At 60.9% G+C, this 25,343-nt stretch carries 30 protein-coding genes; 17 read left to right on the top strand and 13 right to left on the bottom strand.

Annotated elements, in window-relative coordinates:
• Position 1: 1 nt before the first annotated feature.
• Entirely contained in the window at positions 2 to 280 is a 279-nt protein-coding gene (locus tag GO014_RS04075; RefSeq protein ID WP_157289209.1) for a DUF3572 family protein, read from the bottom strand.
• 131 nt (positions 281 to 411) lie between these two features.
• On the opposite strand from GO014_RS04075, the gene GO014_RS04070 reads away from it, so the two are divergent.
• Together GO014_RS04070 and GO014_RS04065 are read left to right on the top strand one after the other, a co-directional pair.
• Positions 412 to 783 carry a response regulator gene (locus GO014_RS04070; protein ID WP_104894307.1) on the top strand — a complete coding sequence of 124 codons (372 nt, stop codon included), beginning with the start codon at positions 412 to 414 and terminating at the stop codon, positions 781 to 783.
• 87 nt (positions 784 to 870) lie between these two features.
• A complete protein-coding gene (locus tag GO014_RS04065) occupies positions 871 to 2,241 on the top strand; it encodes a PleD family two-component system response regulator (RefSeq protein WP_343030762.1) in 1,371 nt (456 codons plus the stop codon).
• Positions 2,242 to 2,690: 449 nt separating this feature from the next.
• Here GO014_RS04065 and rpmG read toward each other — a convergent pair whose 3' ends face one another.
• Positions 2,691 to 2,858 carry a 50S ribosomal protein L33 gene (gene rpmG, locus GO014_RS04060; RefSeq protein ID WP_046104197.1) on the bottom strand — a complete coding sequence of 56 codons (168 nt, stop codon included), beginning with the start codon at positions 2,856 to 2,858 and terminating at the stop codon, positions 2,691 to 2,693.
• Between the two features lie 117 nt (positions 2,859 to 2,975).
• On the opposite strand from rpmG, the gene GO014_RS04055 reads away from it, so the two are divergent.
• The gene (locus GO014_RS04055) at positions 2,976 to 3,392 is read left to right on the top strand and encodes a hypothetical protein (RefSeq protein ID WP_157289207.1); all 417 of its coding nucleotides are present in this window, start codon (positions 2,976 to 2,978) and stop codon (positions 3,390 to 3,392) included.
• Here the strand turns inward: GO014_RS04055 and GO014_RS04050 are convergent, their stop codons facing one another.
• Positions 3,393 to 3,788: a DUF983 domain-containing protein gene (locus GO014_RS04050; RefSeq protein ID WP_157289206.1), complete on the bottom strand. Its 396-nt coding sequence runs from the start codon at positions 3,786 to 3,788 to the stop codon at positions 3,393 to 3,395.
• Positions 3,789 to 3,791: 3 nt separating this feature from the next.
• The gene (rnr, locus tag GO014_RS04045; RefSeq protein ID WP_157289205.1) at positions 3,792 to 6,071 is read right to left on the bottom strand and encodes a ribonuclease R; all 2,280 of its coding nucleotides are present in this window, start codon (positions 6,069 to 6,071) and stop codon (positions 3,792 to 3,794) included.
• Positions 6,072 to 6,232: 161 nt separating this feature from the next.
• Between rnr and plsY the strand changes: the two genes are divergently transcribed.
• Positions 6,233 to 6,841, top strand: a complete 609-nt coding sequence (plsY, locus tag GO014_RS04040; RefSeq protein ID WP_157289204.1) for a glycerol-3-phosphate 1-O-acyltransferase PlsY — start codon at positions 6,233 to 6,235, stop codon at positions 6,839 to 6,841.
• Entirely contained in the window at positions 6,841 to 7,965 is a 1,125-nt protein-coding gene (gene dprA / locus GO014_RS04035; protein ID WP_157289203.1) for a DNA-processing protein DprA, read from the top strand. Before plsY ends, dprA begins: the two co-directional genes overlap by 1 nt.
• On the opposite strand, the gene murB is transcribed toward dprA, so the two are convergent.
• The gene (gene murB, locus GO014_RS04030; protein WP_157289202.1) at positions 7,962 to 8,996 is read right to left on the bottom strand and encodes a UDP-N-acetylmuramate dehydrogenase; all 1,035 of its coding nucleotides are present in this window, start codon (positions 8,994 to 8,996) and stop codon (positions 7,962 to 7,964) included. The two genes, dprA and murB, sit on opposite strands and share 4 nt — an antisense overlap.
• 70 nt (positions 8,997 to 9,066) lie before the next feature.
• Positions 9,067 to 10,092 (bottom strand): aldo/keto reductase, encoded by a 1,026-nt coding sequence (locus GO014_RS04025; RefSeq protein ID WP_157289201.1) that lies wholly within the window; start codon positions 10,090 to 10,092, stop codon positions 9,067 to 9,069.
• Positions 10,093 to 10,347: 255 nt separating this feature from the next.
• On the opposite strand from GO014_RS04025, the gene topA reads away from it, so the two are divergent.
• On the top strand, positions 10,348 to 12,969 hold the full coding sequence (gene topA / locus GO014_RS04020; protein ID WP_157289200.1) for a type I DNA topoisomerase: 2,622 nt from the start codon (positions 10,348 to 10,350) through the stop codon (positions 12,967 to 12,969).
• Between the two features lie 57 nt (positions 12,970 to 13,026).
• Here the strand turns inward: topA and GO014_RS04015 are convergent, their stop codons facing one another.
• The 5 genes from GO014_RS04015 to GO014_RS03995 form a co-directional block, all read right to left on the bottom strand.
• A complete protein-coding gene (locus tag GO014_RS04015) occupies positions 13,027 to 14,073 on the bottom strand; it encodes a dipeptidase (RefSeq protein ID WP_343030760.1) in 1,047 nt (348 codons plus the stop codon).
• Entirely contained in the window at positions 14,070 to 15,365 is a 1,296-nt protein-coding gene (gene pyrC / locus GO014_RS04010) for a dihydroorotase (protein WP_179952939.1), read from the bottom strand. Before pyrC ends, GO014_RS04015 begins: the two co-directional genes overlap by 4 nt.
• Positions 15,365 to 16,339: an aspartate carbamoyltransferase catalytic subunit gene (locus GO014_RS04005; protein WP_157289198.1), complete on the bottom strand. Its 975-nt coding sequence runs from the start codon at positions 16,337 to 16,339 to the stop codon at positions 15,365 to 15,367. Before GO014_RS04005 ends, pyrC begins: the two co-directional genes overlap by 1 nt.
• Positions 16,340 to 16,416: 77 nt before the next feature.
• Entirely contained in the window at positions 16,417 to 16,812 is a 396-nt protein-coding gene (locus GO014_RS04000; RefSeq protein WP_157289197.1) for a DUF4345 domain-containing protein, read from the bottom strand.
• Positions 16,813 to 16,815: 3 nt separating this feature from the next.
• Positions 16,816 to 17,643 (bottom strand): NAD(P)H-binding protein, encoded by an 828-nt coding sequence (locus GO014_RS03995; protein WP_157289196.1) that lies wholly within the window; start codon positions 17,641 to 17,643, stop codon positions 16,816 to 16,818.
• A gap of 135 nt (positions 17,644 to 17,778) precedes the next feature.
• Here GO014_RS03995 and GO014_RS03990 point away from each other — a divergent pair, with 135 nt between their 5' ends.
• Positions 17,779 to 18,732 carry an AraC family transcriptional regulator gene (locus GO014_RS03990; protein ID WP_157289195.1) on the top strand — a complete coding sequence of 318 codons (954 nt, stop codon included), beginning with the start codon at positions 17,779 to 17,781 and terminating at the stop codon, positions 18,730 to 18,732.
• On the opposite strand, the gene ruvX is transcribed toward GO014_RS03990, so the two are convergent.
• Positions 18,729 to 19,196: a Holliday junction resolvase RuvX gene (gene ruvX, locus GO014_RS03985; RefSeq protein ID WP_157289194.1), complete on the bottom strand. Its 468-nt coding sequence runs from the start codon at positions 19,194 to 19,196 to the stop codon at positions 18,729 to 18,731. The genes GO014_RS03990 and ruvX overlap by 4 nt on opposite strands.
• A 212-nt stretch (positions 19,197 to 19,408) precedes the next feature.
• Between ruvX and GO014_RS03980 the strand changes: the two genes are divergently transcribed.
• From GO014_RS03980 to GO014_RS03950, 7 genes are all read left to right on the top strand, one after another.
• Positions 19,409 to 19,636: a DUF4160 domain-containing protein gene (locus GO014_RS03980; RefSeq protein ID WP_210252406.1), complete on the top strand. Its 228-nt coding sequence runs from the start codon at positions 19,409 to 19,411 to the stop codon at positions 19,634 to 19,636.
• Positions 19,629 to 20,105, top strand: a complete 477-nt coding sequence (locus GO014_RS03975) for a hypothetical protein (protein WP_157289192.1) — start codon at positions 19,629 to 19,631, stop codon at positions 20,103 to 20,105. Before GO014_RS03980 ends, GO014_RS03975 begins: the two co-directional genes overlap by 8 nt.
• Entirely contained in the window at positions 20,102 to 20,626 is a 525-nt protein-coding gene (locus GO014_RS03970; protein ID WP_157289191.1) for a hypothetical protein, read from the top strand. Before GO014_RS03975 ends, GO014_RS03970 begins: the two co-directional genes overlap by 4 nt.
• 87 nt (positions 20,627 to 20,713) lie before the next feature.
• Complete coding sequence (gatC, locus tag GO014_RS03965) at positions 20,714 to 21,001, top strand: Asp-tRNA(Asn)/Glu-tRNA(Gln) amidotransferase subunit GatC (protein WP_157289190.1); 288 nt, start codon at positions 20,714 to 20,716, stop codon at positions 20,999 to 21,001.
• Positions 21,002 to 21,487 carry a GNAT family N-acetyltransferase gene (locus GO014_RS03960; protein ID WP_157289189.1) on the top strand — a complete coding sequence of 162 codons (486 nt, stop codon included), beginning with the start codon at positions 21,002 to 21,004 and terminating at the stop codon, positions 21,485 to 21,487.
• Between the two features lie 34 nt (positions 21,488 to 21,521).
• Positions 21,522 to 23,006: an Asp-tRNA(Asn)/Glu-tRNA(Gln) amidotransferase subunit GatA gene (gene gatA / locus GO014_RS03955; protein ID WP_157289188.1), complete on the top strand. Its 1,485-nt coding sequence runs from the start codon at positions 21,522 to 21,524 to the stop codon at positions 23,004 to 23,006.
• A 130-nt stretch (positions 23,007 to 23,136) separates the two neighbouring features.
• Entirely contained in the window at positions 23,137 to 23,454 is a 318-nt protein-coding gene (locus tag GO014_RS03950) for a hypothetical protein (RefSeq protein WP_116590801.1), read from the top strand.
• Positions 23,455 to 23,491: 37 nt separating this feature from the next.
• Here the strand turns inward: GO014_RS03950 and GO014_RS03945 are convergent, their stop codons facing one another.
• Positions 23,492 to 23,749, bottom strand: a complete 258-nt coding sequence (locus tag GO014_RS03945; protein ID WP_157289187.1) for a YjhX family toxin — start codon at positions 23,747 to 23,749, stop codon at positions 23,492 to 23,494.
• A 259-nt stretch (positions 23,750 to 24,008) separates the two neighbouring features.
• On the opposite strand from GO014_RS03945, the gene GO014_RS03940 reads away from it, so the two are divergent.
• The 3 genes from GO014_RS03940 to GO014_RS03930 are packed head-to-tail and all read left to right on the top strand — an operon-like array spanning position 24,009 to position 25,339.
• Positions 24,009 to 24,323, top strand: coding sequence for a chorismate mutase (locus GO014_RS03940; RefSeq protein ID WP_343030758.1), 315 nt, complete (start codon positions 24,009 to 24,011; stop codon positions 24,321 to 24,323).
• A 9-nt stretch (positions 24,324 to 24,332) separates the two neighbouring features.
• On the top strand, positions 24,333 to 24,842 hold the full coding sequence (locus tag GO014_RS03935; protein WP_116590804.1) for a GNAT family N-acetyltransferase: 510 nt from the start codon (positions 24,333 to 24,335) through the stop codon (positions 24,840 to 24,842).
• Positions 24,839 to 25,339, top strand: coding sequence for a GNAT family N-acetyltransferase (locus GO014_RS03930; RefSeq protein ID WP_157289185.1), 501 nt, complete (start codon positions 24,839 to 24,841; stop codon positions 25,337 to 25,339). Before GO014_RS03935 ends, GO014_RS03930 begins: the two co-directional genes overlap by 4 nt.
• Positions 25,340 to 25,343: the final 4 nt, after the last annotated feature.

The following is a 25,343-nucleotide window of genomic DNA, read 5'->3' as shown; positions in this document are numbered from 1 at the left end:
GTTAGTCCACTTGGTTCAGGCGATGCCAGGCGCGCATGAACTGCTCCGGAGTGGTGCCCGAGTTTGCGCACAAGGCGAGCAGAATCGGTTCATTTGCGGCAAAGTAGTCGATGAGGCCGAGCTGCAGCCGATCCGAGCCAATAGCGGCGCGCAAAGCGTCGGGTGTGAGGCCGGCATGCTGCATGAAGCCAAGCAGTTCTTCCGGATTTTCCGCAAGAAAGCCCAGGCACATGTCCGCTAGGGTAGAAATATTGGGTGCGGAGCGGTCGGATGCTGGCACGGGGCGGTCTCACTTGGTGTTTTGTTAGAGTTTGAATGCTAGCCCAGAATGCAGGTGAATGCGAAGGTCTGTCCAAGGGCTGACCAGAGTTTTCAGGCCCCGGACGCCCAGCGGTGCCCAAGCGAGGTAGAATGCCCAAGACTGTGATGATCGTAGAAGACAACGAGCTGAACATGAAGCTCTTCAACGATCTCCTGGAATCACGCGGATACGCGGTGATCCAGACGCGCAACGGCATGGAGGCGCTGGATCTTGCCCGAGCGCATATGCCGGATCTGATCCTGATGGATATCCAGCTTCCGGAAGTCTCGGGGCTGGTGGTCACCAAATGGCTCAAGGACGATGATGAGCTTGCCCATATTCCTGTGGTAGCCGTGACAGCCTTTGCCATGAAGGGTGATGAAGAACGCATCCTGCAGGGCGGCTGCGAGGGATACATTTCCAAGCCGATCTCGGTGTCTCACTTTCTGGAAACCATTGCGCACTACATTGGGCCTGCCTGACCGGCGCCATGGGATGGATGACCGGTTGCGGCGAGCTTGAAGCCAGCGAGGAGATGCTGGCAGTCCGTTCCAATCCGGGGTAGTGCAGTGACCGCGCGTGTTCTTATCGTCGACGATATTCCAACCAATGTTCGTCTGCTCGAGGCGCGGCTGAGCGCGGAATATTATGAGGTCCTGACCGCAAGTTCCGGGTCCCTGGCGCTGGATATATGTAATAGCCAGGATGTCGACATCGTCCTGCTCGACGTGATGATGCCGGAAATGGACGGGTTCGAGGTCTGCCGGCGTCTCAAGGCCAATCCCAAGACACATCATTTGCCCGTGCTGATGATCACGGCGCTCGACCAGTCCTCGGACCGGGTTCAAGGTCTCGAGGCGGGCGCCGATGATTTCCTGACCAAGCCGGTGGACGACACCCAGCTCATGGCACGGGTAAAGAGCCTGGTCCGGCTCAAGTCGCTGACCGATGAATTGCGCGCGCGAGCCCTGACCGGTCAGCAGATCGCCGTTGAAGACGCCCTGCGCGCCATGGACAGCATTTCGGCCAGCGAAGGTTCGGTGCTGATCATTGATACCGACAGACGTCACGCAGAACGCATCCAGGGTTATCTCTCGGCGGAACACAAGGTCGATATTCTGACAGAACCGGCTGACGCTGTGTTTCAGGTCGCCGGGGGCGGCTATGAGCTGGCCCTGGTCAGCATGAGTCTGGACGATTTTGATCCGCTGCGCGTCAGCTCGCAGATTCGCACCGTGGACCATGCGAGAAATCTCCCTATCATTCTGATGGCCGATAGTGCCGATAAACCGCGCGTGGTTCGGGCGCTCGATCTGGGCGTCAACGACTATATCAACCGTCCGGTGGAGCGAAACGAGCTGCAGGCGCGGGTACGAACCCAAGTTCGCCGGCACCGCTATGCGATGGAATTGCGCGAAAGCGTCAACAATACCATGGCCCTGGCGGTCACGGATGAACTGACCGGTCTCTACAATCGGCGCTACTTTGATCGGCACCTGAATGTCATGCTGAGCAAGGCGCAGGAGCAGGATCGAGACATTGCGCTGATGATCCTGGATATCGATCACTTCAAGGCGGTGAACGACAATCACGGCCACGATGTGGGCGATGCGGTGTTGCGGGAATTTGCTGCCCGCCTCAAGCGCAATATCCGGGGCGTGGACCTAGCCTGCCGGTTTGGTGGCGAAGAGTTCGTGGTTCTGATGCCTGATACGGACACCGGGCAGGCAGAGGCGGTTGCCGAACGCGTGCGCCAATCGATGGCGGAAAAGCCGTTCGAGGTTGGGTCGACCCGTCCGCTATCGGTTACGGTTTCGGCCGGTGTGGCGCTCAAGGAGAGCCAGGCTGATACGCCGGAGACCTTCGTCAAGCGCGCCGATGTTGCGTTGTACCGGGCCAAGCGCGAGGGCCGGAACCGGGTCATTTTCGACGCGGCATGACGGCCGTTTGCTAAAATGCTCGCCGTTAGGGTTATTCGTTATAATTAACAAGTGGTTGATGGCGTCCCGATGCGGGATTCGCTTGGCCTTTGACCGGGTTGGGACTAGGTTCACTTCAGACGGTCTTGGGAGATATCCCAATACCGCTCGCTCCCTACGGCCCATCTCAGGTCCGCCGCAACTCCTGAGTTCCGTAGGGCGGTTGGTCCGGACGCGGACAGAGTGGCCTCTTCGACATGCCGCTCCGGACCAGCCACTCTTTACCATCAGAGTTGGACGCGTTGTGCACAGTCGCCTGTGGACGCAGTGACGCCCCATTCCTTGTGCATTGGCCGACAGGCACTTGTATGAGGAGTGGGGATGCAAACGCGCGTGCGACCTGAAGGGCACAAAACAAAACCCCCGCAATCGCTTGCGGGGGGTTGTTCATTCAGACCGGGAACGCCAGATTACTTGATCTTGGCTTCCTTGAATTCAACATGCTTGCGCACGACCGGGTCGTACTTTTTGAACGCCAGCTTCTCAGTCTGGGTGCGGGCGTTCTTCTTGGTCACGTAGAAAAAGCCGGTATCGGCCGTCGAGACGAGCTTGATCTTGATGGTGGCGGCCTTGGCCATTTCTGAAGTCCTTCACAAAGCGAAAAGCGCTGCAGCGGGGCAGCGCCGGAATTTGGGCGCAAACTACGGATTTGCGGCAGGATGTCAAGTGATAGGATGGAGGCGAGGAGACTTGATATGACAGCACCAACCACCCTGCTCAAGAAGTTGCAGATCAAGTCCGGGGCCAAGCTCTGGCTCGTCAATGTTCCCAGGGCTCTTGCGGCGGAGATATCCGCTGGCGCAGAGGTTGAGATTGTCCGCGAAGCGGACGGTTATGACGGCGTATTGGTATTTTTCGACGCCGCCGCAGACGTTCAGGCACTCATGCCAAGGATACTGGCGCATATGCCGTATGACGGTCTGCTCTGGGTGGCTTATCGCAAGGGGCGACAAGCCAAAGCGGCAGGTCTAAGCCGAGATCTGGGCTGGGATCGCCTCGATGCCGCCGGGTGGCGGCCTGTGCGGGTGGTGGCTCTGGATGACACCTGGTCAGCGTTGCGTTTCCGCCCGCGAGAACTGGTCAAGGCGAAGGAAGGCAGTTCCTTCGGGTGATCAATCGCGTTGTCCGGTGCCGAATCCATACATGCGATTGGCCCATTGCAGGCCGACAATGGCACCCTTGATTGAGGGCAGCATGGCCAGTGGCAGGACAATTGCGAGCGGCACCATGGTCACCACATAGGTGATGGGCTGGACGTGATAGGTCATGTCCAGATGCAGCATCAGGAAGACGATGATGTGGCCCACAATGGTGATGGCGATATAGGGCGGAAAATCATCGGCCCGGTGGTGGCTGAGTTCCTCGCCGCACACATCGCATTGTTCGGCCGTTTTGAGATAGGCACGGAACATCTTGCCCTGACCACAATGGGGACAGCGGCAGAGCGTGCCGCGCCACATGGCGTTAGGTACGCTGCGCTCGTCGAGAAGACGGGTCTGATCGGTCATCAGTTACCTCTTTCTCCGGCCTTTGGGGCCGAAGCTTCTAGGTGCGCCTTTGCGCAGGCGTTTGCCAGATGGCGGATTGCCGCGCTTGCCTTCGGACAGGAGCTCAAAGCGCAGGGCGCCGGCCACCGGTGCAGCTTCGAGCAGACGCACTTCAACGCGGTCCCCCAAAGTGAAGGTTTCGCCGGTGCGCTCGCCAATCATTGCCTGGCGTTCCTGGACAAAGCGGTAATAGTCCTGGCCGAGAGTCGAAGCGGGGATGAAGCCGTCTGCGCCGGTTTCAAGCAGGCGTATGAAGAGACCCGAACGGGTAATGCCGGAGACCCGGCCCATGAACCGGGCGCCAATGCGTTCGGCCAGGAACTGGGCGAGAAGGCGGTCGGAGGTTTCCCGCTCGGCCAGCATGGCGCGGCGCTCGGTGGCCGAGATGTGTTGGCCGATGCCGGTGAGCTTGCTTGCTTCCTGATCCGTCAGCCCGTCGTCGCCCAATCCCAGGGCGCTGACCAGGGCGCGGTGCACGATCAGGTCGGCATAGCGGCGGATAGGCGAGGTGAAATGAGCGTAGCGATCAAGATTAAGGCCAAAATGCCCGTAATTCTCGGCTGAGTACTCTGCTTGCGCCTGGCTGCGCAGCACCATCTCGCTGACCTGCTCGATATTCCCGGCCTTGCGCGCCTGATGGAGAATGCCGTTGAAGTCAGCCGCGCGCACGCTGTCGGATTTCTTGACGGCAATATCGAGACTGCCGAGAAATTCACGCAGGGCCTGGAGCTTTTCGGAAGAAGGCTCGTCGTGTACGCGATAGAGCAGTTCGCTGCGCTTCTGCTCGAGCGTTTCTGCGGCTGCCACATTGGCGGCAATCATCAATTCCTCGATTAGCCGGTGGGCCTCCAGGCGTTCGGGCACGTGAATGTCGCGCACCAACCCCTTCTCGTCGAGCAGGATCTTGCGTTCCGGCAGGTCGAGGTCAAGGGGGCCACGTTGGTCACGGGCCGAGGCCATAGCCGTATAGGCATCCCACAGAGGCCTGAGGATGGGATCAAGCAATGGGCCGGTCTGATCGTCGGGATTGCCATCGATCGCCTCCTGGGCCTGCTGGTAGGACAGTTTGGCGGCAGAGCGCATGAGAATGCGATGGAAGCTGTGGCTCTTCTTGCGGCCGTCAGCGCCGAGCACCATACGTACGGCGAGAGCCGCGCGGGGCACACCTTCCTTGAGCGAACATAGCTCGTTGGAAATGCGCTCGGGCAGCATGGGGACGACACGGTCTGGGAAATAGACCGAGTTGCCGCGCAGATAGGCTTCGCGATCGAGTGCCGTACCGGACCTCACATAGGCCGCCACGTCTGCAATGGCGACTGTAACCACATAGCCACCCTGGTTTTTCTCGTCATCGTCCGGAGCGGCGTGGACCGCGTCGTCGTGGTCCTTTGCGTCTGCCGGATCAATGGTGATGAGAGGCAGGTCGCGCCAGTCCTCGCGGCCCTTGAGGGTGGCTTCCTTGGCCTCATCTGCTTCGCGGATCACGCTTTGCGGAAAGACATGGGGAATTTCGAGGTTGTGGATGGCGATCAGCGAGATGGCGCCTTCCGAGTGCGGATTGCCGATAACTGTGGTGACGCGGGCACGCGGGATCATCAGGCGGCCGGAGAATTTCACCTCCACTTCCACCAGATCGCCATCTGCGGCCTCGCCGAGGTCGCCCATGGCGATGCGCATTTCCTTCTGCTTGCGGTCCACCGGGATCAGGCGGGCGCCGTCTTCATCCTTTCGGACGATTCCGATATGGGCGCGGCGTGGCTTGTCGAGCACCTTCATCGGTTTGGCCGTGTAGTCCGGAACCGCGTCCTCCCCCGCATCGATCCGGGCCAAAATGCGGTCTCCGGGGGCGGGGACGACGCGGGCATGCGGGCCAACCAGCACGCGAACGCGCGGCATTTCACCTTCTTCCGGGTTCCACTGCGCGGGGAAGGCGTGCAAGTCGTCAGGGTCGGCATCGCCGGGAATATCGAGCACGGTGACATGGCGCAGGGCGGCGGTACGGCGGAGTGCCTTGCGGGTGCGCGTGATGACGCCTTCACCTTCAAGCTCGGCCAGCATGGCCTTGAAGGGACGTCGCATATCACCGCGTATGCCGAAGACCTTGGCCAGGTCGCGTTTGCCCTTGATATTGTCTTCCTGGGCCAAAGCTTCGAGCAATTGCTCGCGCGTGGGGAGCCGCTCGGCCACGGGCAGGCGAGGGCGTTTGGGACCGGAGGTATTCTTTGGTTTTTGGGATTTGGCCATGAATAGGGTGTTTCTGAAAATTGCCTCCTATGTAGGGGATCGGCGGCGCTTTGCCAAACCAGGGGAGCCATGCGGCGGTGCGCAAATCGGTTCACCCTCTTGTGACATCGTGTGTTGAGAGGCTAGACCTTGGCGCAACGCCTTGAGGAGAGGGTCGCTTCATGCCCGCCGAAATACTGCCGCTGATCTACGCACTGGTGCTGGGCTACCTTTCAGGCTCGATCCCGTTTGGCCTGATCCTGACCCGCGCGGCGGGCATGGGTGACATCCGATCCATTGGTTCAGGCAATATCGGTGCGACCAATGTGCTGCGCACCGGCAATCGCCCCATCGCGGCAGCGACGCTGGTGCTCGATGCGCTCAAGGCCGTCGCGCCCATTCTGATCGCGCGCTACTTCTGGGGTGAAGATGCTGCTCGGTTTGCCGCGCTGGGTGCCTTTTTAGGCCATTGCTTTCCGGCCTGGATTGGTTTCAAGGGCGGCAAGGGGGTGGCCGTGATGATCGGCTCCCTTCTGGCGCTGAGCTGGCCTGCCGGACTGATTTTCTGCGCTGTGTGGCTGTTGATTGCCTTTACCCGCAAGATTTCGTCGATTGCCGCTCTGACGGCCGCAGCGACGGCGCCGATTTTTGCCTATGTGTTCAATGGTGAGCGACTGGCCTTGGTGGTGACAGGCTTGGCGTTGCTCCTGTTCTTCCAGCACCGGGAGAATATCGCTCGCCTGCTCAAGGGGACCGAGCCGACCATTGGTAGCGACAAAAAGGCTAGCTGATGCAGGCGGGACGGGTGACCAGAGATCTGACGCCCGCCCAACGCATCGCCTGGCTGCGGTTGATCCGCACTGAAAATATCGGGCCGGTGACTTTTCGGCAGTTGCTCAATCGGTTTGGATCGGCGGAAGCGGCGCTGGAGGCGCTCCCAGATATCAGCGCCAAGGCGGGGCGTCCGATGCAGGCGATCAGCCAGGCCCGGGCAGAGGACGAAGTCGCCGGTCTCGACCGCTACGGCGCCCGTCTGGTCGGGCAAGGGGAGCCCGGCTATCCCGAACATTTGCTGCAGATTTCCGGGGCCCCGCCATTGTTGACCTTGGCGGGGGGCGAACGGCTGGATTGGCGCCGCACAGTGGGTATCGTCGGGGCACGCAATGCCTCGAGCGCCGGGGTCAAGATGACCCGTGTGCTGGCGGGCGATCTTGGCGCGAGCGGTTATAGCGTGGTGTCGGGACTTGCGCGGGGGATTGATGCCGCGGCGCATCGGGCTAGCCTGGAGACGGGGACGATTGCCGTCCTCGCGGGGGGCTTTGATCGCATCTATCCCGAGGAGAATATTCCGCTTGCGCACGACATTCTCGATAATGGCGGTGCCTTGCTGACCGAGATGCCCCTAGGCTGGGAGCCCCGGTCCCGTGATTTTCCCAGGCGTAACCGGCTGGTTTCGGGTTTGTCGCTCGGCGTGGTTGTGGTCGAGGCGGCCAAGCGCTCGGGCTCGCTGATTACCGCACGACTGGCCCTCGAACAGAATCGCGATGTTTTTGCGGTGCCCGGCTCGCCGCTCGATCCGAGGGCCGAGGGCGGCAATCTGCTGATCCAGCAGGGCGCGCGACTCGTCACCAGTGCAGCGGATATCATCGAGGTGGTGAGTAGCGCAGACCCTGCCCGCCATGCCCTGTTCGAGCCGGAGTGGCAGCCGGACGAAGCCGCCGAGCAGAATGAGCCGGCGCCGGATGACCGGAGCAAATTGCTGCAGGCGCTGAGCACGACGCCGGTGGACGTCGACGAGCTGATCGCCCAGACCGGTATCGCGCCGCAGGCCATGCAGATCCTGCTGCTCGAACTCGACATCGGCGGGCAGATCGAATGGTCGAGCGGGCAATTGGTGGCGCTGCGCTACAGCTAGAGAAAGATGGGTTCTTCGTGCAGCGCAATGCCGAACCGGGTCTGAACGGTTTGCTTGATGTGGCCGGCAAGAGCGGCAATGTCTGCCTGCTGCGCGCCACCATGATTGACGAGAACCAGCGCGTGGCGCTCGGAGATGCCCGCCGGGCCCAAGCGGTAGCCCTTGAGACCGGATTTCTCGATCAGCCAGCCGGCCGAGAGTTTTGCCCTGCCATCAGGCTGCGGATAGCAGGGTGCGGATGGAAAATCATCCAGAACCGGGCCGGCTTCAGTCGTCGTGACAATCGGGTTCTGGAAAAAGGAGCCGGCATTGGGTGTTTCTCGCCAGTCGGGGAGCTTGCTGGTGCGCAACTCGATAACACGATCCATGACCGTGCGAGGGCTGATTTCCTTCGAACCGGCGAGATCAGAAAGACCGGCGAACCCCAGATTGGGTGTCCAGGTCGCGGTTAGGGCGAAGCGGACGGCAAGAACGACGTATCGGTTCGGATGCCGTTTGAAAATGCTGTCGCGATAGCCGAAAGCGCACTCGTCCTTGCCAAATGTCAATGTGGCGCCAGTGGCCCGGTCATAGGCGCTTAGTGAGTGAAAGATATCGGCCAGTTCAGCCCCATAGGCACCAATATTTTGTACCGGCGCGGCACCGACCGTGCCTGGAATAAGCGCCAGATTCTCCAGGCCACCCAGGCCCTGGTCCACCGTCCACAGCACGAAATCGTGCCAAGTTTCGCCTGCGGCGGCTTCGATCAGGGTGCCTTGGATTGTCTGATCGATGATCTTGCGCCCCGGCAAGGTGAGCAGGGCCGTGATCCCATCGTATTCGGGCGCCAGCACGACATTGCTGCCACCACCGAGGACCCGCACCGGCAGGTTCTGCGCGGCGGCATGGTCGAAGAGGGCCGGCAACAGTGTGGGCTGATCAATCATTACGCCGAAGCGTGAGCGGGCCCGCAGCGCCAGGGTGTTGTGGGCGGTCAGGTCAAAATCGGGAATCAGGGCAGCAGCGATGTCGGTCATTTGCCGCATAGACATCACTTTTGCTGTCCCTCAAGCAAGTGTGAATACGGCCCCGGCATGGATGCACGGGGCCGCACTTAGTGACTCAGCGGCCGCCTTCGATCTTGCGGTGGCGCTGATTGACGCCTCCAACACCGTAAGGGTAGTCGGACATATCCGGCTTGCTGGCTGCGTTCAGTCGATCCACTTCCTCAGCCGTCAGGACCAAGTCTGCGGCACCAAGATTGTCGTTGAGCTGCTGCTCGGTGCGGACGCCCAGGATCACTGAGGTCACCGCAGGCTGTGCGGCCGTCCAGGCCAGGGCAACCTGCGCCATACTAGCGCCTCGGGCCTTGGCTATGTCTTCGACGGCCCCGATGACCTCCCAGGTGCGCGATTGCGCATTGCGGGCCTCATAGGCCTCCATGCCCCGCTTGGGGTTTTCACCCAGGCGGCTGACGCCCGTTGGCATCTGGTCGCGCTTGTACTTGCCCGAGAGCCAGCCGCCGCCGAGCGGAGACCAGGGCAGCAGACCCATGTTTGCGTCCTGGCAGGCCGGGACAATTTCGTGCTCGATGTCGCGGACAAGCAGGTTGTATTGCGGCTGGAGGGTCACTGGTGGCGCAAAGCCCTGCAGTTTGGCGATCCAGACGGCCTTGGTGAGCTGCCAGCCCAGGAAGTTCGAAAAGCCGTAATAGGCGATCTTGCCCGCGCTGATGGCGTCATCGAGAAAGCGCAGGGTTTCCTCGACCGGCGTCAGGGCGTCCCAGGCGTGCATCTGGTAGAGGTCGATCTGCTCGACCCCGAGCCGGCGCAGCGAGGCTTCGAGCGCTTCGGACAGATGCTTGCGCGACAGCCCGATATGGTTCGGACCATCGCCCATAGGGAAGCGGCCCTTGGTTGCAATGACCAAATCCCGCAGTTTTTTCGTCTTGAGCCAGCGCCCAACGATTTCCTCTGAGGTGCCGGCTGAATAGACATCAGCGGTATCGAGGAAATTGCCACCGGCCTCAACATACCGGTCCATCAGCGTGTGGGCAGTGCCCTCGTCGGACTCAGCGCCAAAGGTCATGGTACCGAGGCAAAGATGAGAGACGACGGCTCCACTGTTTCCAAGCTTGCGATAGTCCATTGTCCGCTCCTCCTTAAATACATGCAAAGGCTGTCTCCGGTGAAGCCGGAACGCATCTCGCATGGCAATGTCGGTGTTGTCTCTGGCGCAGGACGCGCCTCAGCAAACGTGCATGTATGGTAGATGAGATGCAAGCCTTTTATCGCATTTGTACGATGAGGTGAATTTGACTGCTGAGGCGCTGCCCGTTGACACCGGCATCCGCCTTCACCATGTTGCGCGCTCTTTGAGTTGGCAGTTGCGGAAAGCTATTCCATGAAGGTCGTCGTCGTTGAAAGTCCGGCTAAAGCCAAGACAATCAACAAATATTTGGGCAAGGACTATGAGGTCCTGGCCAGCTTCGGCCATATCCGTGACCTGCCGGCCAAGGATGGTTCGGTGCGGCCGGACGAAGATTTCGCCATGTCCTGGGTAGTCGACACGGCGGCAAAGAAACGCATCTCCGATATTGCCTCAGCGCTCAAGGGGGCGGACGGGCTGATCCTGGCGACTGACCCGGATCGCGAAGGCGAGGCCATCTCCTGGCATATTCTGGATGTTCTGCGCGCCAAAAAGGCGCTCAAGAAGGACACGCTGGTGCAGCGCGTGGTGTTCAACGCGATCACCAAGGACGCCGTTACCGCTGCCATGGCTGCGCCCCGTGATATCGACATGCCTCTGGTCGATGCCTATCTGGCGCGCCGGGCACTAGACTATCTGGTGGGCTTCACCCTGTCGCCAATCCTGTGGCGCAAGCTGCCGGGCTCACGTTCGGCGGGGCGCGTCCAATCGGTCGCGCTGCGGCTTGTATCGGATCGCGAGCGCGAGATCGAAAAGTTCAAGGCGGATGAATATTGGTCCGTAGAGGCAAATCTGGCACAGGGCGGGAAGAGCTTCCTGGCGCGGCTGTTCGCGGTTGACGGCAAGAAGACCGACAAGCTCGATGTCAAGACCGGCGACGATGCCGCCGCGCTCAAGAAGCTGATCGAGGCCGGCCAGTTCAATGTGGCCAATGTTGAGAAGAAGCCGACCAAGCGCAATCCCTATGCGCCGTTCACCACATCAAGCCTGCAGCAGGATGCGTCTTCGCGGCTCGGCCTGTCGCCCAACCGGACAATGCAGATTGCACAGCGCCTCTACGAAGATGGGCTGATCACCTATATGCGCACCGATGCGGTGCAGATGGCGCCTGAGGGTATTGCCATGGCGCGCTCGGTGATCGGGAAGTATTTTGGGGCGGAGTATTTGCCTGAAAAGGCCCGCATCTATCAGTCCAAGGCCAAGAATGCGCAGGAAGCGCACGAAGCCATTCGCCCCACCGACATGTTCAAGCGCCCCGAGAGCCTCAATCTCGATGCCGATCAGGCCAAGATTTACGGTCTTATCTGGAAGCGGACGCTCGCGAGCCAGATGGCGTCGGCCGAGATCGACCGCACCTCGGTGGATATCGCTGTCAATGTGCCCGGCCGGGCCGTAACCCTGCGCGCGACCGGATCGGTGGTGAAGTTCCCAGGCTTTCTGACCCTTTACGGGGTAGAGGCCAAGTCTGACAATGACAGCGACGGCGACGACGAAGGCCGCGAATTGCCCCCTCTGGCCGTCGGCGACAAGCCTGAGCTGAAAAAGGTGGAGATCGAGCAGCATTTCACCCAGCCGCCGGCGCGTTACACTGAAGCGAGCCTGATCAAGAAGATGGAAGAGCTGGGCATTGGCCGCCCCTCTACCTATGCGGCGACCCTGACCACGCTCAAGGATCGCGACTACGTCAAGCTTGAGGGCAAGGCGCTGCATCCCGAGGATCGCGGACGCATTGTGACCTCGTTCCTGGAAAGCTTCTTTTCCCGCTACGTCGAATACGATTTTACCGCTCATCTCGAAGAGCAGCTCGATCAGGTCTCGGCTGGCGAACTCGATTACAAGGTGCTGCTGCGTGATTTCTGGAAGGACTTCACGGTCGCGACCGAGGAGATCAAAGATCTGCGTGTGTCCGAAGTGCTGGACGCGCTCAATGACATGCTGGCGGACCATATCTTTCCGGCCAAGGAAGATGGTTCGGACCCGCGCAAATGTCCCACTTGCGGAACCGGCACGTTGTCGCTGAAGCTTGGCAAGTTCGGCGCCTTTATCGGCTGCTCGAATTATCCGGATTGCAAACACACCATGCAGCTTTCGGACGCTGCCACCGGCCAGTCTTCCGAGGCGGTTGCCGGCGACGGTGTCCTCGGCACAGACCCGGCAAGCGGCGAGGAAGTGTTTCTCAAATCCGGCCGTTTCGGTCCCTATGTGCAACTCGGTGACGGCAAGGAGCCAAAGCGCTCCTCGCTGCCCAAGGGGTGGGACGCTGCCAGCATGACGCTGGAAAAGGCGCTGCAATTGCTTGCCCTGCCACGCGAGGTTGGTCTGCATCCCGAGACGGGTCTGCCCATCTCGGCGGGCCTTGGGCGCTATGGACCGTTCCTGCTGCATGACGGCAAATATGCCAATCTGCCGGACGTGGAAGAGGTCTTTACGGTAGGGCTCAACCGCGCCGTTGATCTGATCGCGCAGAAGGCAGCCAGTGGTGGTCGCGGCGGGCGGGGCGCGGCTGTGCCGGCAATCCAGACCTTTGAGCATGATGGCGGGCCGATCACCGTGCGCGCGGGTCGTTATGGCCCCTATGTCAATCAGGGCAAGATCAACGCAACCCTCCCCAAGGATCTTAAGCCGGAAGACGTGACGGTGGAGCAGGCGATCGCCCTGATTGCGGCTCGCGCTGAGGCGACCGGCGGCAAGAAGCGCGCACCTGCCAAGAAGGCGGCGGCCAAGAAGCCTGCGGCCAAAAAGGCCCCTGCAAAGAAAGCTGCGGCAAAGAAACCAGCCGCGAAGAAGATCGCGAAGTCTGAAGACGTTCCGTTCTAAGGGCTCAACTGCCCGGCAACGTCGCTCCCGCCCGTCTCGGGGGTGAAGCCGGTGGCGCTAGCCTATCGTGCGCTTGAGCACACCCAGCCAGTTGTCCAGCGCGATCTTGCGGACCAGTTTCTCGCCATAGCCCTTGTCAAGCAAGGCCTGGAGCAGCTTGGGGACGCCGGTAATGTCGCCGATTTCGGCGGGCATCATGGCGCCATCAAAGTCGCTTCCCAGTGCTACTCCGTCTTCGCCCAAGGCCTCCACCAGGGCATCGACGTGGCGAACCATGAGATCAATTGGCGTATCCTGCAGGAAGCGCCCATCGGGCCGCAGGAAGCCGGTAGCGAAATTGAGGCCCACGACCCCGCCGCTTTCTCGAATGGCAGCAAGCTGCCAATCAGTCAGATTGCGTGTGCATGGACAGATGGCGTGGACATTGGAGTGCGTCGCCACGAGTGGCTTTGTTGAGATGGCCGAGACATCGCGAAAACCAGCGGCGTTGAGGTGGCTGAGGTCAATGAGGACGCCGCGCTGATCGCACAGGCGCACGAGCTCCTTGCCCGCATCGCTCAGTCCAGGACCGATATCGGGATCGGCATTATGGCGGAAGGGAACGCCGGTGCCAAAGGCATTGGCGCGGCTCCAGGTGATGCCGATGGACCGCAGACCGGCGCCATGGAGAACTTCAAAGGCGCGGAAATTGGTGTCGAGGGCCTCGGCGCCTTCGATATGGAAGATGGTTGCCAGCTTGCCTTGCGCCATTGCGGCGCGCAGCTCTGCGACTGTGCGGCAGACTTTCAGCGCGCCGGCGCGCTCGAGCTGGAAGAGCAATGCGGCCATGCCGAAGGTGGATTGCTGGGCGTCAGCGAGGTCGAGTTGCGGGGGCAATTCACCCTTGGCGTAGTCCGGCGCGGCGGCAATCTGGGCAATATGGGCCTTGAGCGGTGGGGGGAACATGGCGAAAAAGCCGCCCGCCATACCGGCAGATTGGGCGCGAGGAAGGTCGATATGCCCCTCCTGGACCCCATTGATGAACATGTCCAGCTTGTCGGTGCGGGCATGATCGAAGAGGCGCAGCAGGGTGTCGTTGTGACCGTCAAAAAAGGGAATGGTCACGCTGCGCCCTCATGTACGAACACGCTCTCGCCCCCAACCAGAGTGCGCATGACCTTGCCCTGCATGCGGGCATCCTCAAAGCTGGTATTGCGCGAGCGGGAGCGGAAGCTTTTCTCGGTGACCTGCCAGGGGTAGTCGAGATCGATGAGGATCAGATCGGCCGGGACACCCCGTGCAATGCGTCCGGCGTCGAGACCAAGGATTTCAGCAGGACGGCATGTCATAGCGCGCAATATGGTCATCAGCTCGACATCACCGGAATGGACAAGCCGCAGCGCGGCAGACAGCAAGGTCTCGAGCCCGATTGCACCATTGGAGGCTTCAGCGAAGGGCTGGCGCTTGACTTCGGTATCCTGCGGGTCGTGGTCGGAGTGGATGGTGTCGATGGTGCCGTTGCGCAATGCCTCGATCATGGCTTGCCGGTCATCCTCGCTGCGCAGAGGCGGGGTGAGTTTGAAATATGTGCGGTAGCGGCCGATGTCGTTCTCGTTCAGGCAGAGATTGTTGATAGAGATACCAGCAGTAACCTTGTTGTTGCGGGTCTTGGCCGTCTGGAGCAGTTCGGCTGACCCAGCTGTTGAAATCTGGGCCGCGTGATAGCGTACCCCGGTCAATGCAGCCAGTTGCAGGTCACGCGAGAGCGGGATTGTCTCGGCCTCTCGGGGGATGCCCCTCAACCCCAGAATCGTAGCGAAAAGTCCCTCATTCATTACGCCATCGCCCACCAGTTCGGCGTCGGCGAGATGATGCACAAAGGGCATGTCGAAATTGGCGGCGTAGCCCATGGCGCTGCGGAGCAGTGAGGAGGACTGGATGGACTGTGCGCCATCGGTCAGGCAGACCGCGCCGGCGTCCTTGAGCAGGCCGAACTCGGTTATTTCCTTGCCCTGGAGCCCTTTGGTTATGGCTGCGGCGGGCAAGATGCGTGCCGGCGACTGGGCCTGGGCACGGCGAATGAGAAAGTCGACCAAGGCGCCGTCATCCACGACGGGCGTGGTATCGGGCATCATCACGAAACTCGTGACACCCCCTGCGACCGCTGCTGCGCCTGCCGATGTCAGGGTTTCGCGATATTCCTTGCCGGGTTCTCCAACATAGACGCGCATGTCGATCAGGCCGGGCGCCAGCGCCAGCCCACCAGCGTCAAGCACCTCGGCACCCTCGGGGACGCCAACGGGTCCGCCGGTGGCCAGGTCGCTGATGCGGCCGTCTTCGATCAGAACGGCCCCTAGAAGATCGGTGGCCGAGGCCGGATCGACGATACGGGCATTGTCGATGATGAGGGGGCGCATCATGGTTGGTTCCTTGCCGGCAGCAGGGCATCGAGCACGGCCATGCGGACCGCCACGCCCATTTCAACCTGATCGGTGATCACAGCCCGTGCGCTATCGGCAATGGCCGGGTCGATCTCAACCCCGCGATTCATCGGCCCGGGATGCATGACGATGGCGTCAGGCTTGGCGCATGCCAGCTTGGCTTCGTCCAGGCCATAGAAGCGGTAATATTCGCGCACAGAGGGGATCATCTTGCCATTGGCCCGCTCGTGCTGCAGGCGCAGCATCATCACCACGTCGACGCCTTTGAGACCCTCTTCCATGTCGGTGAAGACTTCGGTTGCCAAATTTTCAATGCCGGCGGGCAGAAGGGTGCGTGGGGCGATGACGCGCGTCCGGACATTGAGCGCGCCGAGCAGGAGCAGGTTCGAGCGGGCGACACGCGAATTGGCGATGTCTCCACAAATGGCCACGGTCAGTCCCGCAAGCGTGCCTTTGTGGTTACGGATAGTCAGGGCGTCGAGCAGGGCCTGGGTGGGGTGTTCGTGTGCGCCGTCGCCAGCATTGACCACAGAACAGCCAACCTTCTGGCTGAGCAGCTCCACGGCGCCGGCCGCAGAGTGGCGCACCACCAGCACGTCGGGGCGCATGGCATTGAGCGTGGCGGCCGTATCGATCAGCGTTTCGCCCTTGGAGACGGACGAGGTCTTGACCGACATGTTGACCACCAGCGCGCCGAGGCGCTTGCCGGCAATCTCGAAGGAGGACTGCGTTCGCGTTGAGGGTTCGAAGAAGAGATTGATCTGGGTTTTTCCCGCAAGCGTCGGGAGCGATTTGCGCTCCTGGCGGGAAATCTCGATCATCCGTTCGGACCGGTCGAGCAGATCGACGATTTCGTGCTGTTTCAGATCAGCAATGGAAATCAGATGGCGCTGCTGGAACGGGGGGAAGTCGCCAGAAGACCGGCTGGCGGCGGGGCTGTGCTGCGGCATGTCGCATCCCTTGCGATTTGCTGCGGTCTAGCCGAGGGGGCAGGGTGGGGCAACCCCACCCGTGCCGTTTCGCGCAATTATCCTGCTGTCGACGTCCTGAGCCGCCAAAAGGCAAGCACGAACAAGAGCCCGATGACCAGCTCGCTTGCCGTGACCGCGATCAGGGCAGCCGCCGGTGGGCCGTCTGTTGCCAAGGCCACGAGCCTTGAAAGCCCAAACCCCAGATAGAGCAAAATGCCGGCGCCGATACCCAGGCGATGATGCCGAAGCTGAAGTGCGCCCAGCGCCTGTATTGCGCCCAGGGCCAGAATGACCAGTGCGGGTGCCTTGAGCTCATTGAGCAGGTTGGTCATGCCATCCACTTCGATATCGTAGCTAGCATAAAATGCAGCGGGTGAGAAAAGGATGGCCAAGGACAGGATCCCCGCGAGGGTGCCGCCAAGGACGAGCAGCACCCGGTTTGCTGTCGGCATGCGTCAGGCCGCCTTCTTCCACGCGCCGCCGGCTGCAGCCTGGCGACAAAATTCGGCAAAGTCCCGTGGTGGGCGACCGAGTGCCCGCATGACGCCATCACCGATAGATTCGTTGCGGCCGTCGAAGACTTCCTGGCACAGGGCGACCAGCAGATCAGCGACGTCCGAACCGGCCTCGGCGCTCACACCGGCATGAAAGTCTTCCGGCGAGATCGGGGCATATCTGACATCCAGTCCGGATACCGCGCTGATTTCGGATGCCGCATCGGCAAAGGTCATCAGGCGCGGCCCGGTCAGTTCATAGAGCTGGTTGTTGTGCCGATCATCGAGCAGGGCGCTGGCGGCGATTTCGGCAATGTCGTCGATATCGATGAAGGGTTCGAGGCGCATGGCGGCCGGCAAGGCGATAAGGCCCGCCATGACACCCGGCTGCAACATGCCTTCGGAGAAATTCTGGTTGAACCAGGAGGCGCGCAACAGGGTGTAGCCCAGCCCGCTTTCGGCGAGAATGTTTTCGCAGCGTTCGGCACCGCTTTCGCCGCGTCCGGACAGCAGGACCATACGTTTGAGGCCCGCTGCCTTGGCCACCGCCACCAGGGCGGAGACATCGTCATCGGCTCCCGGCGCAGCAAGGTCCGGGTAGTAGGAGACATAGGCAGTCTCCACGCCGGTGAAATGCTCGGCCCAGTTGCTGCGATCCTGCCAGTCAAAGGGCAGGGCGCTATGCCGGCCCACAGCGTTTGGCGCGTGTCCGGCCGCTGTCAGATTGGCGACGACGCGCCGCCCGACCTTGCCTGTGGCGCCGATGATGAGGATTGGACTTTGAGACATCGATGTTCTCCCGTTGCGGTTGATTGCAGAGGGAAGATTGTCGCTGGTGTCTGGACTTTCCATTGCGAATTAGCCAATGATCTATGCAGATCGTGCAGAATGATAGTTTGGACGCAAAGCTGTGGGCGAATAGATATGCAAGAAGTCCATTTCCGGCCGCCGGGTGCCAGCGATCCGCTGGGTGAAGTGCTGCATATGCTCAAGCTCAATGGCACCCTCTATTGCCGGGCGACCTTGTGCGCCCCGTGGGGTGTGGCCATGCCCAGAATGGACAATTCGATGTTGTTCGTCGTCATCATGTCGGGTGAAGGCTGGCTGCGCGTGCCCGGCCGGGAGAGCATCCTGATCCGCGAGGGGAGCATGGTGGTGCTGCCGCGTGGGCAGGCGGTGGATCTGGCCAGCGGGCCAGAGCAAGCGGCCCTGCCTCTTTTCGATTACCCGGCCCGCAAGGTCAGCGAACGCTATGAAATGATGGAGATCGACGGGCCTGGTCCGGTTACCCGCGCCATGACCGGGGTGGTCTCGATTGATGATGTGGCCGCAAGGCGGCTCATTGCGTTGCTTCCAGAACTATTGGTGGTGGACCGCTGGAATGATGTCGCTGGGGGCTGGCTGCGCAGCACGCTGGACCTGATTGCGCATGAAGCAGCGACGCTCAAACCCGGAGGTGAGGCCGTTATCACGCGGCTGGCGGATATTTTGATCATCCAGGCCATCAGAACCTGGCTGGATGGGGCAGCAGAGGCCCAGCGAGGCTGGTTGGCGGCGCTTCGTGACCCAATGCTGGGACGAGCGCTAATGGCCATGCATGCCACACCGGAGCACGACTGGACGCTGGATGGGCTGGCCCGGCTGGCGGGCATGTCGCGCTCGGGCTTTGCGGCTCGCTTTGCCGATATGGTGGGGCAGCCGGCAATGCGCTACCTGACCGACTGGCGGATGCACCGCGCCCGACTGGCCCTGTTGGAAAGCCGTGCTGCCGTCGGCCAGGTCGCGCGCAGTGCGGGTTACCAGTCCGAGGCCGCGTTTGGCCGGGCCTTCAAGCAGTTTTTCGGAGAATCGCCAGGCAGTCTGCGGCGGCCAAGCTAGCGGGGACGCAGGCGATCAAGCGCGCCCTGCAGAATGTAGCTGGCCGCGAGCTTGTCGACCACTTCGGCGCGGCGGTCACGGCGGAGATCAGCTTCAATCATCATGCGGGTTACCGCCGAGGTGGAAAGACGTTCGTCCCAGAAGGCAATGGGCAGATTGACCTTTGGCGCCAGATTGCGGGCAAAGGCACGGGTCGACTGTACACGCGGTCCTTCGGTGCCATCCATATTGAGAGGCAGTCCCAAGATAAGAGCGACAATCTGGTTCTCGTCGATCAGTTCGATGATGCGTTCGGCATCTTGAGTGAACTTGGTGCGCTTGATCGTTTCGAGCGGCGTGGCCGAATAGCGCATGCCGTCCGACACCGCGACGCCAATGGTCTTGGTGCCAAGGTCGAGACCCATGATCTTGCCGCGTTCGGGAATGGCGGAGAGGGGATTATTGTCTGGCGTGTCGACTAGCATGGGACTCGGTCCGAGTGAGGTGCTTGCTTTGGTTCAATATGCGCAGGACAGTAGTGTGTCGAGCAAAGTCGCGAGCGGAGCTGGCCTTTACAATGCGAACATATCATGATCATATACAGAATATTACAAGAACATCGTAGAGGAACTTACTAGCTGGAGTTGTTACGCAACGATTGAAATAGTGCTTCTTGTGCACTATTTTGGGGGATGGGATGCCGACGCTTGCGAAATTGGGCAGGGTGCAAATCAGAATGTTTGCGGACGATCACTTACCTCCCCACTTCCATGTATCTACGCCGGATGGAGAGGCGCTGGTGTTGATCGAAGGGTTGCAACTGAGCCGAGGAAGGCTGCGTAAGCAGGACTTCGAAGTGGCAACTGACTGGGCCCGCAATAATATGCGGCTCTTACGGGATCGATGGGACGAATTGAATGGCTGACGATGTGTTCCTTTCGGTTGGTCGACCCTTGCCGCGGATTGCTGCGGCGAGGCTGGTATCTGACCGCGTAATCGAGATTACTTGGCATGACGGCCGGGTACAGGCTATCGATGTAACACCCGCGATTGTTGGGCACCGTCACTTCGTCGCCCTGCGCACTGACAAACCCGCATTTGAAGATTTCGCCGTGGGAGAGAACGGTGATTGTCTAGTTTGGGCTAGTGGCGAAGAGCTCTCCGCCGTGTGGTTGGAGGAGTTGGCGCCCGCTTCACTTGACAATGAAGAGTTTCGGCAGGCCATGTCGGAATTGCGCTTCTCATTGGATGGCATGGCGGCGAGGTTGGGAATTGCCCGTCGTCTTGTTGCTGACTATCGTCGAGACAAGCCAATTCCTCCGGCCATCGCAATGGCAACCCGTTTTTTGGTTGAGCGCCACCGCAGGTCGATGCAGTTCGAGGACGCCATTTGAAACTGACATGGTTCGGCATGACCACCTTTCGCATCCAGATCGGTGGGCAGATCGTGGTGGTTGATGCCCATGCCTCTCCAGATGGCATCGTAAGCAACGAACTTATCAGCGGTTCGGATCAGCAAGTCCTTTGGGATGAGGCGCTGCCGCATGCGGACGGCGCGACATGGAAACGGCGGCCCGCAGAGCGCCTGCTGGATGCGGGGGACCGGCAGAGGCCGGTGGTGATCTGGTCGGTTGGACCGCGAGGGCTGCTGCTGGACGGTGACGACGAGCGGCCCTTGCTGGTATTGGCGTCCGATGTGCCGCAGTTGGGGCGCTGGGCGCAAGAAGCGGTGGTCGTGCTGGCCGGTGCGAATATCCGCCAAGCAGGGCAAAAGGTCCTGGACATGGCCTCGCCGAAGCTTATTGCGCTAGCGGTCGATGGGGGCGTGGTCGATACAACCTTTGCCGCACTCAAGCCGAGACTGGACGGAACGGGCCTCATCGCGCTTGAGCCGGGGCTGGCTGTGGAAGTCTGATCCGGCGCATAAGGCATTTTCATTGTCATTTGTCGCGGCGCGTTGCTAATAACGCGGCAACACGCCTTTTCTGCCGGAGTTTCTTGCATGTCTGTCGACGCCGCCACCGTCAAGCGTATCGGGCGCCTTGCGCGCATTCGCATCGAAGAAGAGGAAGTAGCAGCCTACCAGACCGAGCTGAATGCGATTCTCGGTTTCGTGGAGCAGCTCGGCGAGGTTGATGTCGAGGGTGTCGAGGCCATGACCTCGGTGACCCCGATGACCCTGCGCCGCCGGGACGATGTGGTTTCCGATGGCAATTATGCCGAGAAGATCGTCGGCAACGCTCCGCTGACGGAAGACAATTTTTTCATGGTGCCCAAGGTGGTGGAATAAATGGCGGTCACGATCGCCATTGAGTCGCCGCTGCAGGACGATGTGCGCGCGCTTGTGGCGCAGCTCAACGATCACCTGCTGCCACTTTCGCCGCTTGAGTTCCAGTTCAAGATGACCGTCGAGCAGATGGCTGACAGCGCCACCACGCTGTTCGTCGCCCGCGACGCGGCGGGCAAGGCTGTCGGTATGGGCGCACTCAAGATGCACGGACCGGAGCTGGGCGAGGTCAAGCGCATGTTCACCCTGCCCGAAGTGCGCGGGCAGCGCGTAGGCCGGCAATTACTGGAGCGGATCGTGGATCTGGCGCGCGAGCGCAAATTGCCCGTCGTAATGCTGGAAACAGGCACCGGCGAAGGCATGGCCGAGGCGCATCGGCTCTACACACGTTACGGGTTTGTCCCGCGCGGTCCGTTTCTGGACTATCCCGACAGCGAATGGTCGGCCTTTTTTGAACTGAACCTGGCGGCTGCGGCGCGCGTGGCCTGATGGCCCCCGCCGTGACGAAATAGAGAGATTTGTTTTGACTGACCTCACCCGACTGAGCCTCGCCGATGCCCGCAAGGGTCTCAAGGACAAGAGCTTTACCGCGCTTGAGCTGACCGACGCCTATATCGGTGCCATTGAAGCGGCCAATCCGAGCCTGAATGCCTATGTCGCCACTACGCCCGAGCAGGCCCGCGATATGGCCAAGGCAAGTGACGCCAAGCTGAGCCAGAGGCAGGGCGGAGCACTCGAAGGCATTCCGCTTGGCATCAAGGACCTGTTTGCCACCAAGGGCGTGCATACCCAGGCAGCCAGCCATATCCTGGATGGCTTCAAGCCAGAATACGAATCCACCGTGACGGCCAATCTCTGGCGCGATGGCGCCGTGATGCTGGGCAAGCTCAATATGGACGAATTTGCCATGGGCTCGTCCAACGAGACTTCATACTATGGTCCCGTCGTCAGCCCGTTCCGCGCGGAGGGCAGCAATGCCAATCTGGTGCCGGGCGGCTCGTCCGGCGGGTCTGCTGCGGCGGTCGCGGCCTGGCTATGCGCCGGTGCAACGGCGACGGACACGGGCGGTTCGATCCGCCAGCCGGCGGCCTTTACCGGCACGGTGGGCATCAAGCCGACCTATGGGCGGTGCTCGCGCTGGGGCACGGTGGCCTTTGCGTCCTCGCTCGATCAGGCCGGCCCTATTGCCCGCACTGTGGAGGACGCGGCGATCCTGATGACCTCGATGTCGGGGTTTGACGCCAAGGATTCGACCAGTGTGGATATTCCGGTTCCCGACTTTGCCGCCGCGGTTGAACGCGGGGTGAAGGGGCTCACCATCGGTGTGCCCAAGGAATACCGCATGGATGGAATGCCGGCCGAAATCGAAAAGCTCTGGGCGGAGGGGCTGGAGTGGCTCAAGGCCGAGGGTGCTTCGGTGAAGGACATTTCTCTGCCGCACACCAAATATGCCCTGCCGGCCTACTATATCGTGGCGCCCGCGGAGGCGTCCTCCAACCTGGCGCGCTATGACGGGGTTAAATACGGGCTGCGTGTATCTGGGAAAGATATCACGGACATGTATGAGCTGACCCGCGCCGAAGGGTTCGGGCGCGAGGTGAAGCGCCGCATCATGATTGGCACATACGTGTTGTCTGCCGGTTATTTTGATGCCTATTACGTTAAGGCGCAGAAGGTCCGGACGCTGATCAAGAAGGACTTTGAAGACGCGTTCAACGCTGGCGTCGACGCGATCCTGACCCCCGCCACGCCGTCGGCAGCCTTTGGCATTGGTGACGAGGCACTGGCGAGTGATCCGGTCGCAATGTATCTCAATGATATCTTCACCGTCACAGTGAACATGGCTGGTCTTCCGGGCATTGCCGTGCCTGCCGGCAAGGACGGGCAGGGGCTGCCACTGGGTCTGCAACTGATCGGAAAGCCGTTCGACGAGGAGACGCTGTTTGCGGCGGCTCGCGTCATTGAAAAAAGCGCCGGCGGGGACTTTGCACCCAAGCAGTGGTGGTAGCAGCTTTCCTGTTACGCAAGCGGCGGTGCTTGATTGCGCCGCCGTTCCGCATTATTTGCCGCCCATGCACAAATTGAAACTGGTGGAGACGCACCCGCTAGCTGCGTCAGGGCCGACAGGAAACCAGCCAATGGCCACAGATATCTTCACTTCGCTCGACTGGTCCGAGCCACCCAAGGATATGAGCAAGCCGCTACAGGCCCTGTGGTGGCTCAAGAAGGGCGAGTTGCGCGTGGGCCCCGAATGGGAGCGCGCGCACAACATCGTCCAGTCGATGGAGGGTGTTCAGGCCTTTGACTGGGTGCATGCGCTGATGCACTGGATCGAAGCCGATATGGGCAATGCCGATTATTGGTACCGCCGCGCCGGCAAGCGCCGGGCTACCGCGAGCGTTTCCCAGGAATGGGAACATATCGCGGCAGCGCTGAGCGACGTGACGAGGCACTGAATATGATCATCTCTGCCCCGACGGGGAGAGATGATAGTTAGCGATTATCCACCTGGCTGCGCGCCAGTTTCAGCGCGCGCCGGGTGATCCGGTAGGGTTGGCCGGCCTGCGATCTGATCGCCTTTCTTGCCTTGAGCTTGTTGAAGATGAGCGGAGTCAATCCGTTCATCAGCCAGCCATCGTGGTTGAAGAACTCGAAGTCGATGATCTTGCCGCGTCCGTTCTTGATGGCGGCGATGCGGCCGCCCTGCGCAAGTGCATGCAGCACGCGCTGTTCGTCTCGTGAAATATCCATTGGGAAGTCTGAAGCTTGGACTGGCGAGCACTGTTACTCGCGAACAAACTTGGCCGCGCTGCCCCTAAGGCCGGCGTCGTCCGGTTCATTCATTCCCCGTCGCGATAGGACGGGGTCTCAGGCAATCTCAGACTGGCTACACATGCGCAGATATTATTGCGGGGCGGCAATCTGCGCCAGATTGCCAATGCCGGGCGGGTTGAAATCCGGCAGCGGGCGGTGCAAACCAGCAACACCACACGAACATCGGGAGCCCGTCGTGACCGCTGCCAAACTGCCTGCTGAGTGCGAAACCAAGGATGATGTGCGCACCGAGATCGATCGTATCGACCAGGCATTGCTCAATCTTTTCGCGGAGCGGCACGGCTATGTCACGCGCATGGCCGAAATCAAGACGGACCCGCATGAGGCCTTCGACCCGGCGCGGATCGAGGCCGTTATCGGCAAGGTTCGTCGCCTCAGTTTGGACCTTGATCTGGACGAAGATCAGGCCGAACTTATCTGGCGGACCCTGATCAATTGGAACATCAATTATGAGAAGGGCATCATAGCGGCACGCAAGCGCGCCAAATAGGAGGCGAAGATGACGGGCATTGTGTTGCGCAAGGCGGAAATGACGGATGCCCAACGCCTGGCCGATATCGCCTTTCGCGCCTGGGAAGACGGCATTTATCCCATTCTGACCGACAGGCCTGGCCTCAAGGACGCGGAGCGACGCCGGCTTTCCCATGCGGTGGCTCAAGGCTGGCGGCACAGCATTGTTGCCGAGATCGACACGGTGGTTGTCGGCTGGTGCTCCCGCGTGCCAGGACGCAGCTACATTCCATACCTGTTCGTCATGCCCGAAATGCAGGGGCATGGCATAGGGTCGGTGCTGCTCCATCGCATGGAGCTGATGCTCGAATTGTACGGGGCGGAGCGGGTGCATCTGGAAACGCCGGCGGACCACGTTCGGGCCGTGCGCTTTTATGAGCGGCAAGGCTATCGCATCCTGGCACTGCGGCCTGATGGTCGCGATGGGCATTCCCCCTTCATGAGCGTCCACCTGGAGAAGCGGTTGCAGCCCTATGCCGGGGAGATTGAGGAGGATTGATACCGACTGACCTTGTTATCGGGCCGGCCTCTCCGGATCTCGCCGAATCTCTGGGGATGATAGGATTTGCGGCATGGGAGCAAAGCCCCTTCGGACAGGATGATGCCGGCCGCGCGGACAGGCAGAAGCTGCTCGCCGCGTTTGTCTCGTTCTGCCACGACAAGCAACATACCTTGCTCATTGCTGCCGCTGGCCACCAAATTCTCGGGTGGGGCGCGCGCGAGGATATGGACAATATCGTCACCGATCTCTGGGTTGCACCCATTGCGCAGGGACAAGGGGTTGGTGCGGCCTTGCTTGACGCGCTCGAAGGCGCTATCGCCAAGCGGGGCTTTGAATTTTCTCAGCTCGAAACCTATGCCGGCAATGCCGGGGCGGTACGCTTTTATGAACGCCGTGGGTATGAACCCATCTGGCGCGGCATGAAGTTTTCCGCCAGCCTGAATTATGAACTGGACAAGGTCCGTTTCCGCAAGTTCTTGCGCGAAGCGGTATAGGACT

This window comes from Devosia marina (assembly GCF_009758415.1).
Classification (GTDB): domain Bacteria; phylum Pseudomonadota; class Alphaproteobacteria; order Rhizobiales; family Devosiaceae; genus Devosia; species Devosia marina.
This window is presented reverse-complemented; position numbering and strand designations above follow the sequence as displayed.

Excerpts from the sequence above, each read along its gene's own strand:
- GO014_RS04070 (WP_104894307.1), top strand. The coding sequence starts at position 412 with ATGCCCAAGACTGTGATGATCGTAGAAGACAACGAGCTGAACATGAAG.
- rpmG (WP_046104197.1), bottom strand. The coding sequence starts at position 2,858 with ATGGCCAAGGCCGCCACCATCAAGATCAAGCTCGTCTCGACGGCCGAT.
- GO014_RS04055 (WP_157289207.1), top strand. The coding sequence starts at position 2,976 with ATGACAGCACCAACCACCCTGCTCAAGAAGTTGCAGATCAAGTCCGGG.
- GO014_RS04050 (WP_157289206.1), bottom strand. The coding sequence starts at position 3,788 with ATGACCGATCAGACCCGTCTTCTCGACGAGCGCAGCGTACCTAACGCC.
- rnr (WP_157289205.1), bottom strand. The coding sequence starts at position 6,071 with ATGGCCAAATCCCAAAAACCAAAGAATACCTCCGGTCCCAAACGCCCT.
- plsY (WP_157289204.1), top strand. The coding sequence starts at position 6,233 with ATGCCCGCCGAAATACTGCCGCTGATCTACGCACTGGTGCTGGGCTAC.
- dprA (WP_157289203.1), top strand. The coding sequence starts at position 6,841 with ATGCAGGCGGGACGGGTGACCAGAGATCTGACGCCCGCCCAACGCATC.
- murB (WP_157289202.1), bottom strand. The coding sequence starts at position 8,996 with ATGTCTATGCGGCAAATGACCGACATCGCTGCTGCCCTGATTCCCGAT.
- GO014_RS04025 (WP_157289201.1), bottom strand. The coding sequence starts at position 10,092 with ATGGACTATCGCAAGCTTGGAAACAGTGGAGCCGTCGTCTCTCATCTT.
- topA (WP_157289200.1), top strand. The coding sequence starts at position 10,348 with ATGAAGGTCGTCGTCGTTGAAAGTCCGGCTAAAGCCAAGACAATCAAC.
- pyrC (WP_179952939.1), bottom strand. The coding sequence starts at position 15,365 with ATGCGCCCCCTCATCATCGACAATGCCCGTATCGTCGATCCGGCCTCG.
- GO014_RS04005 (WP_157289198.1), bottom strand. The coding sequence starts at position 16,339 with ATGCCGCAGCACAGCCCCGCCGCCAGCCGGTCTTCTGGCGACTTCCCC.
- GO014_RS04000 (WP_157289197.1), bottom strand. The coding sequence starts at position 16,812 with ATGCCGACAGCAAACCGGGTGCTGCTCGTCCTTGGCGGCACCCTCGCG.
- GO014_RS03995 (WP_157289196.1), bottom strand. The coding sequence starts at position 17,643 with ATGTCTCAAAGTCCAATCCTCATCATCGGCGCCACAGGCAAGGTCGGG.
- GO014_RS03990 (WP_157289195.1), top strand. The coding sequence starts at position 17,779 with ATGCAAGAAGTCCATTTCCGGCCGCCGGGTGCCAGCGATCCGCTGGGT.
- ruvX (WP_157289194.1), bottom strand. The coding sequence starts at position 19,196 with ATGCTAGTCGACACGCCAGACAATAATCCCCTCTCCGCCATTCCCGAA.
- GO014_RS03980 (WP_210252406.1), top strand. The coding sequence starts at position 19,409 with ATGCCGACGCTTGCGAAATTGGGCAGGGTGCAAATCAGAATGTTTGCG.
- GO014_RS03975 (WP_157289192.1), top strand. The coding sequence starts at position 19,629 with ATGGCTGACGATGTGTTCCTTTCGGTTGGTCGACCCTTGCCGCGGATT.
- gatC (WP_157289190.1), top strand. The coding sequence starts at position 20,714 with ATGTCTGTCGACGCCGCCACCGTCAAGCGTATCGGGCGCCTTGCGCGC.
- GO014_RS03960 (WP_157289189.1), top strand. The coding sequence starts at position 21,002 with ATGGCGGTCACGATCGCCATTGAGTCGCCGCTGCAGGACGATGTGCGC.
- GO014_RS03950 (WP_116590801.1), top strand. The coding sequence starts at position 23,137 with ATGGCCACAGATATCTTCACTTCGCTCGACTGGTCCGAGCCACCCAAG.
- GO014_RS03945 (WP_157289187.1), bottom strand. The coding sequence starts at position 23,749 with ATGGATATTTCACGAGACGAACAGCGCGTGCTGCATGCACTTGCGCAG.
- GO014_RS03935 (WP_116590804.1), top strand. The coding sequence starts at position 24,333 with ATGACGGGCATTGTGTTGCGCAAGGCGGAAATGACGGATGCCCAACGC.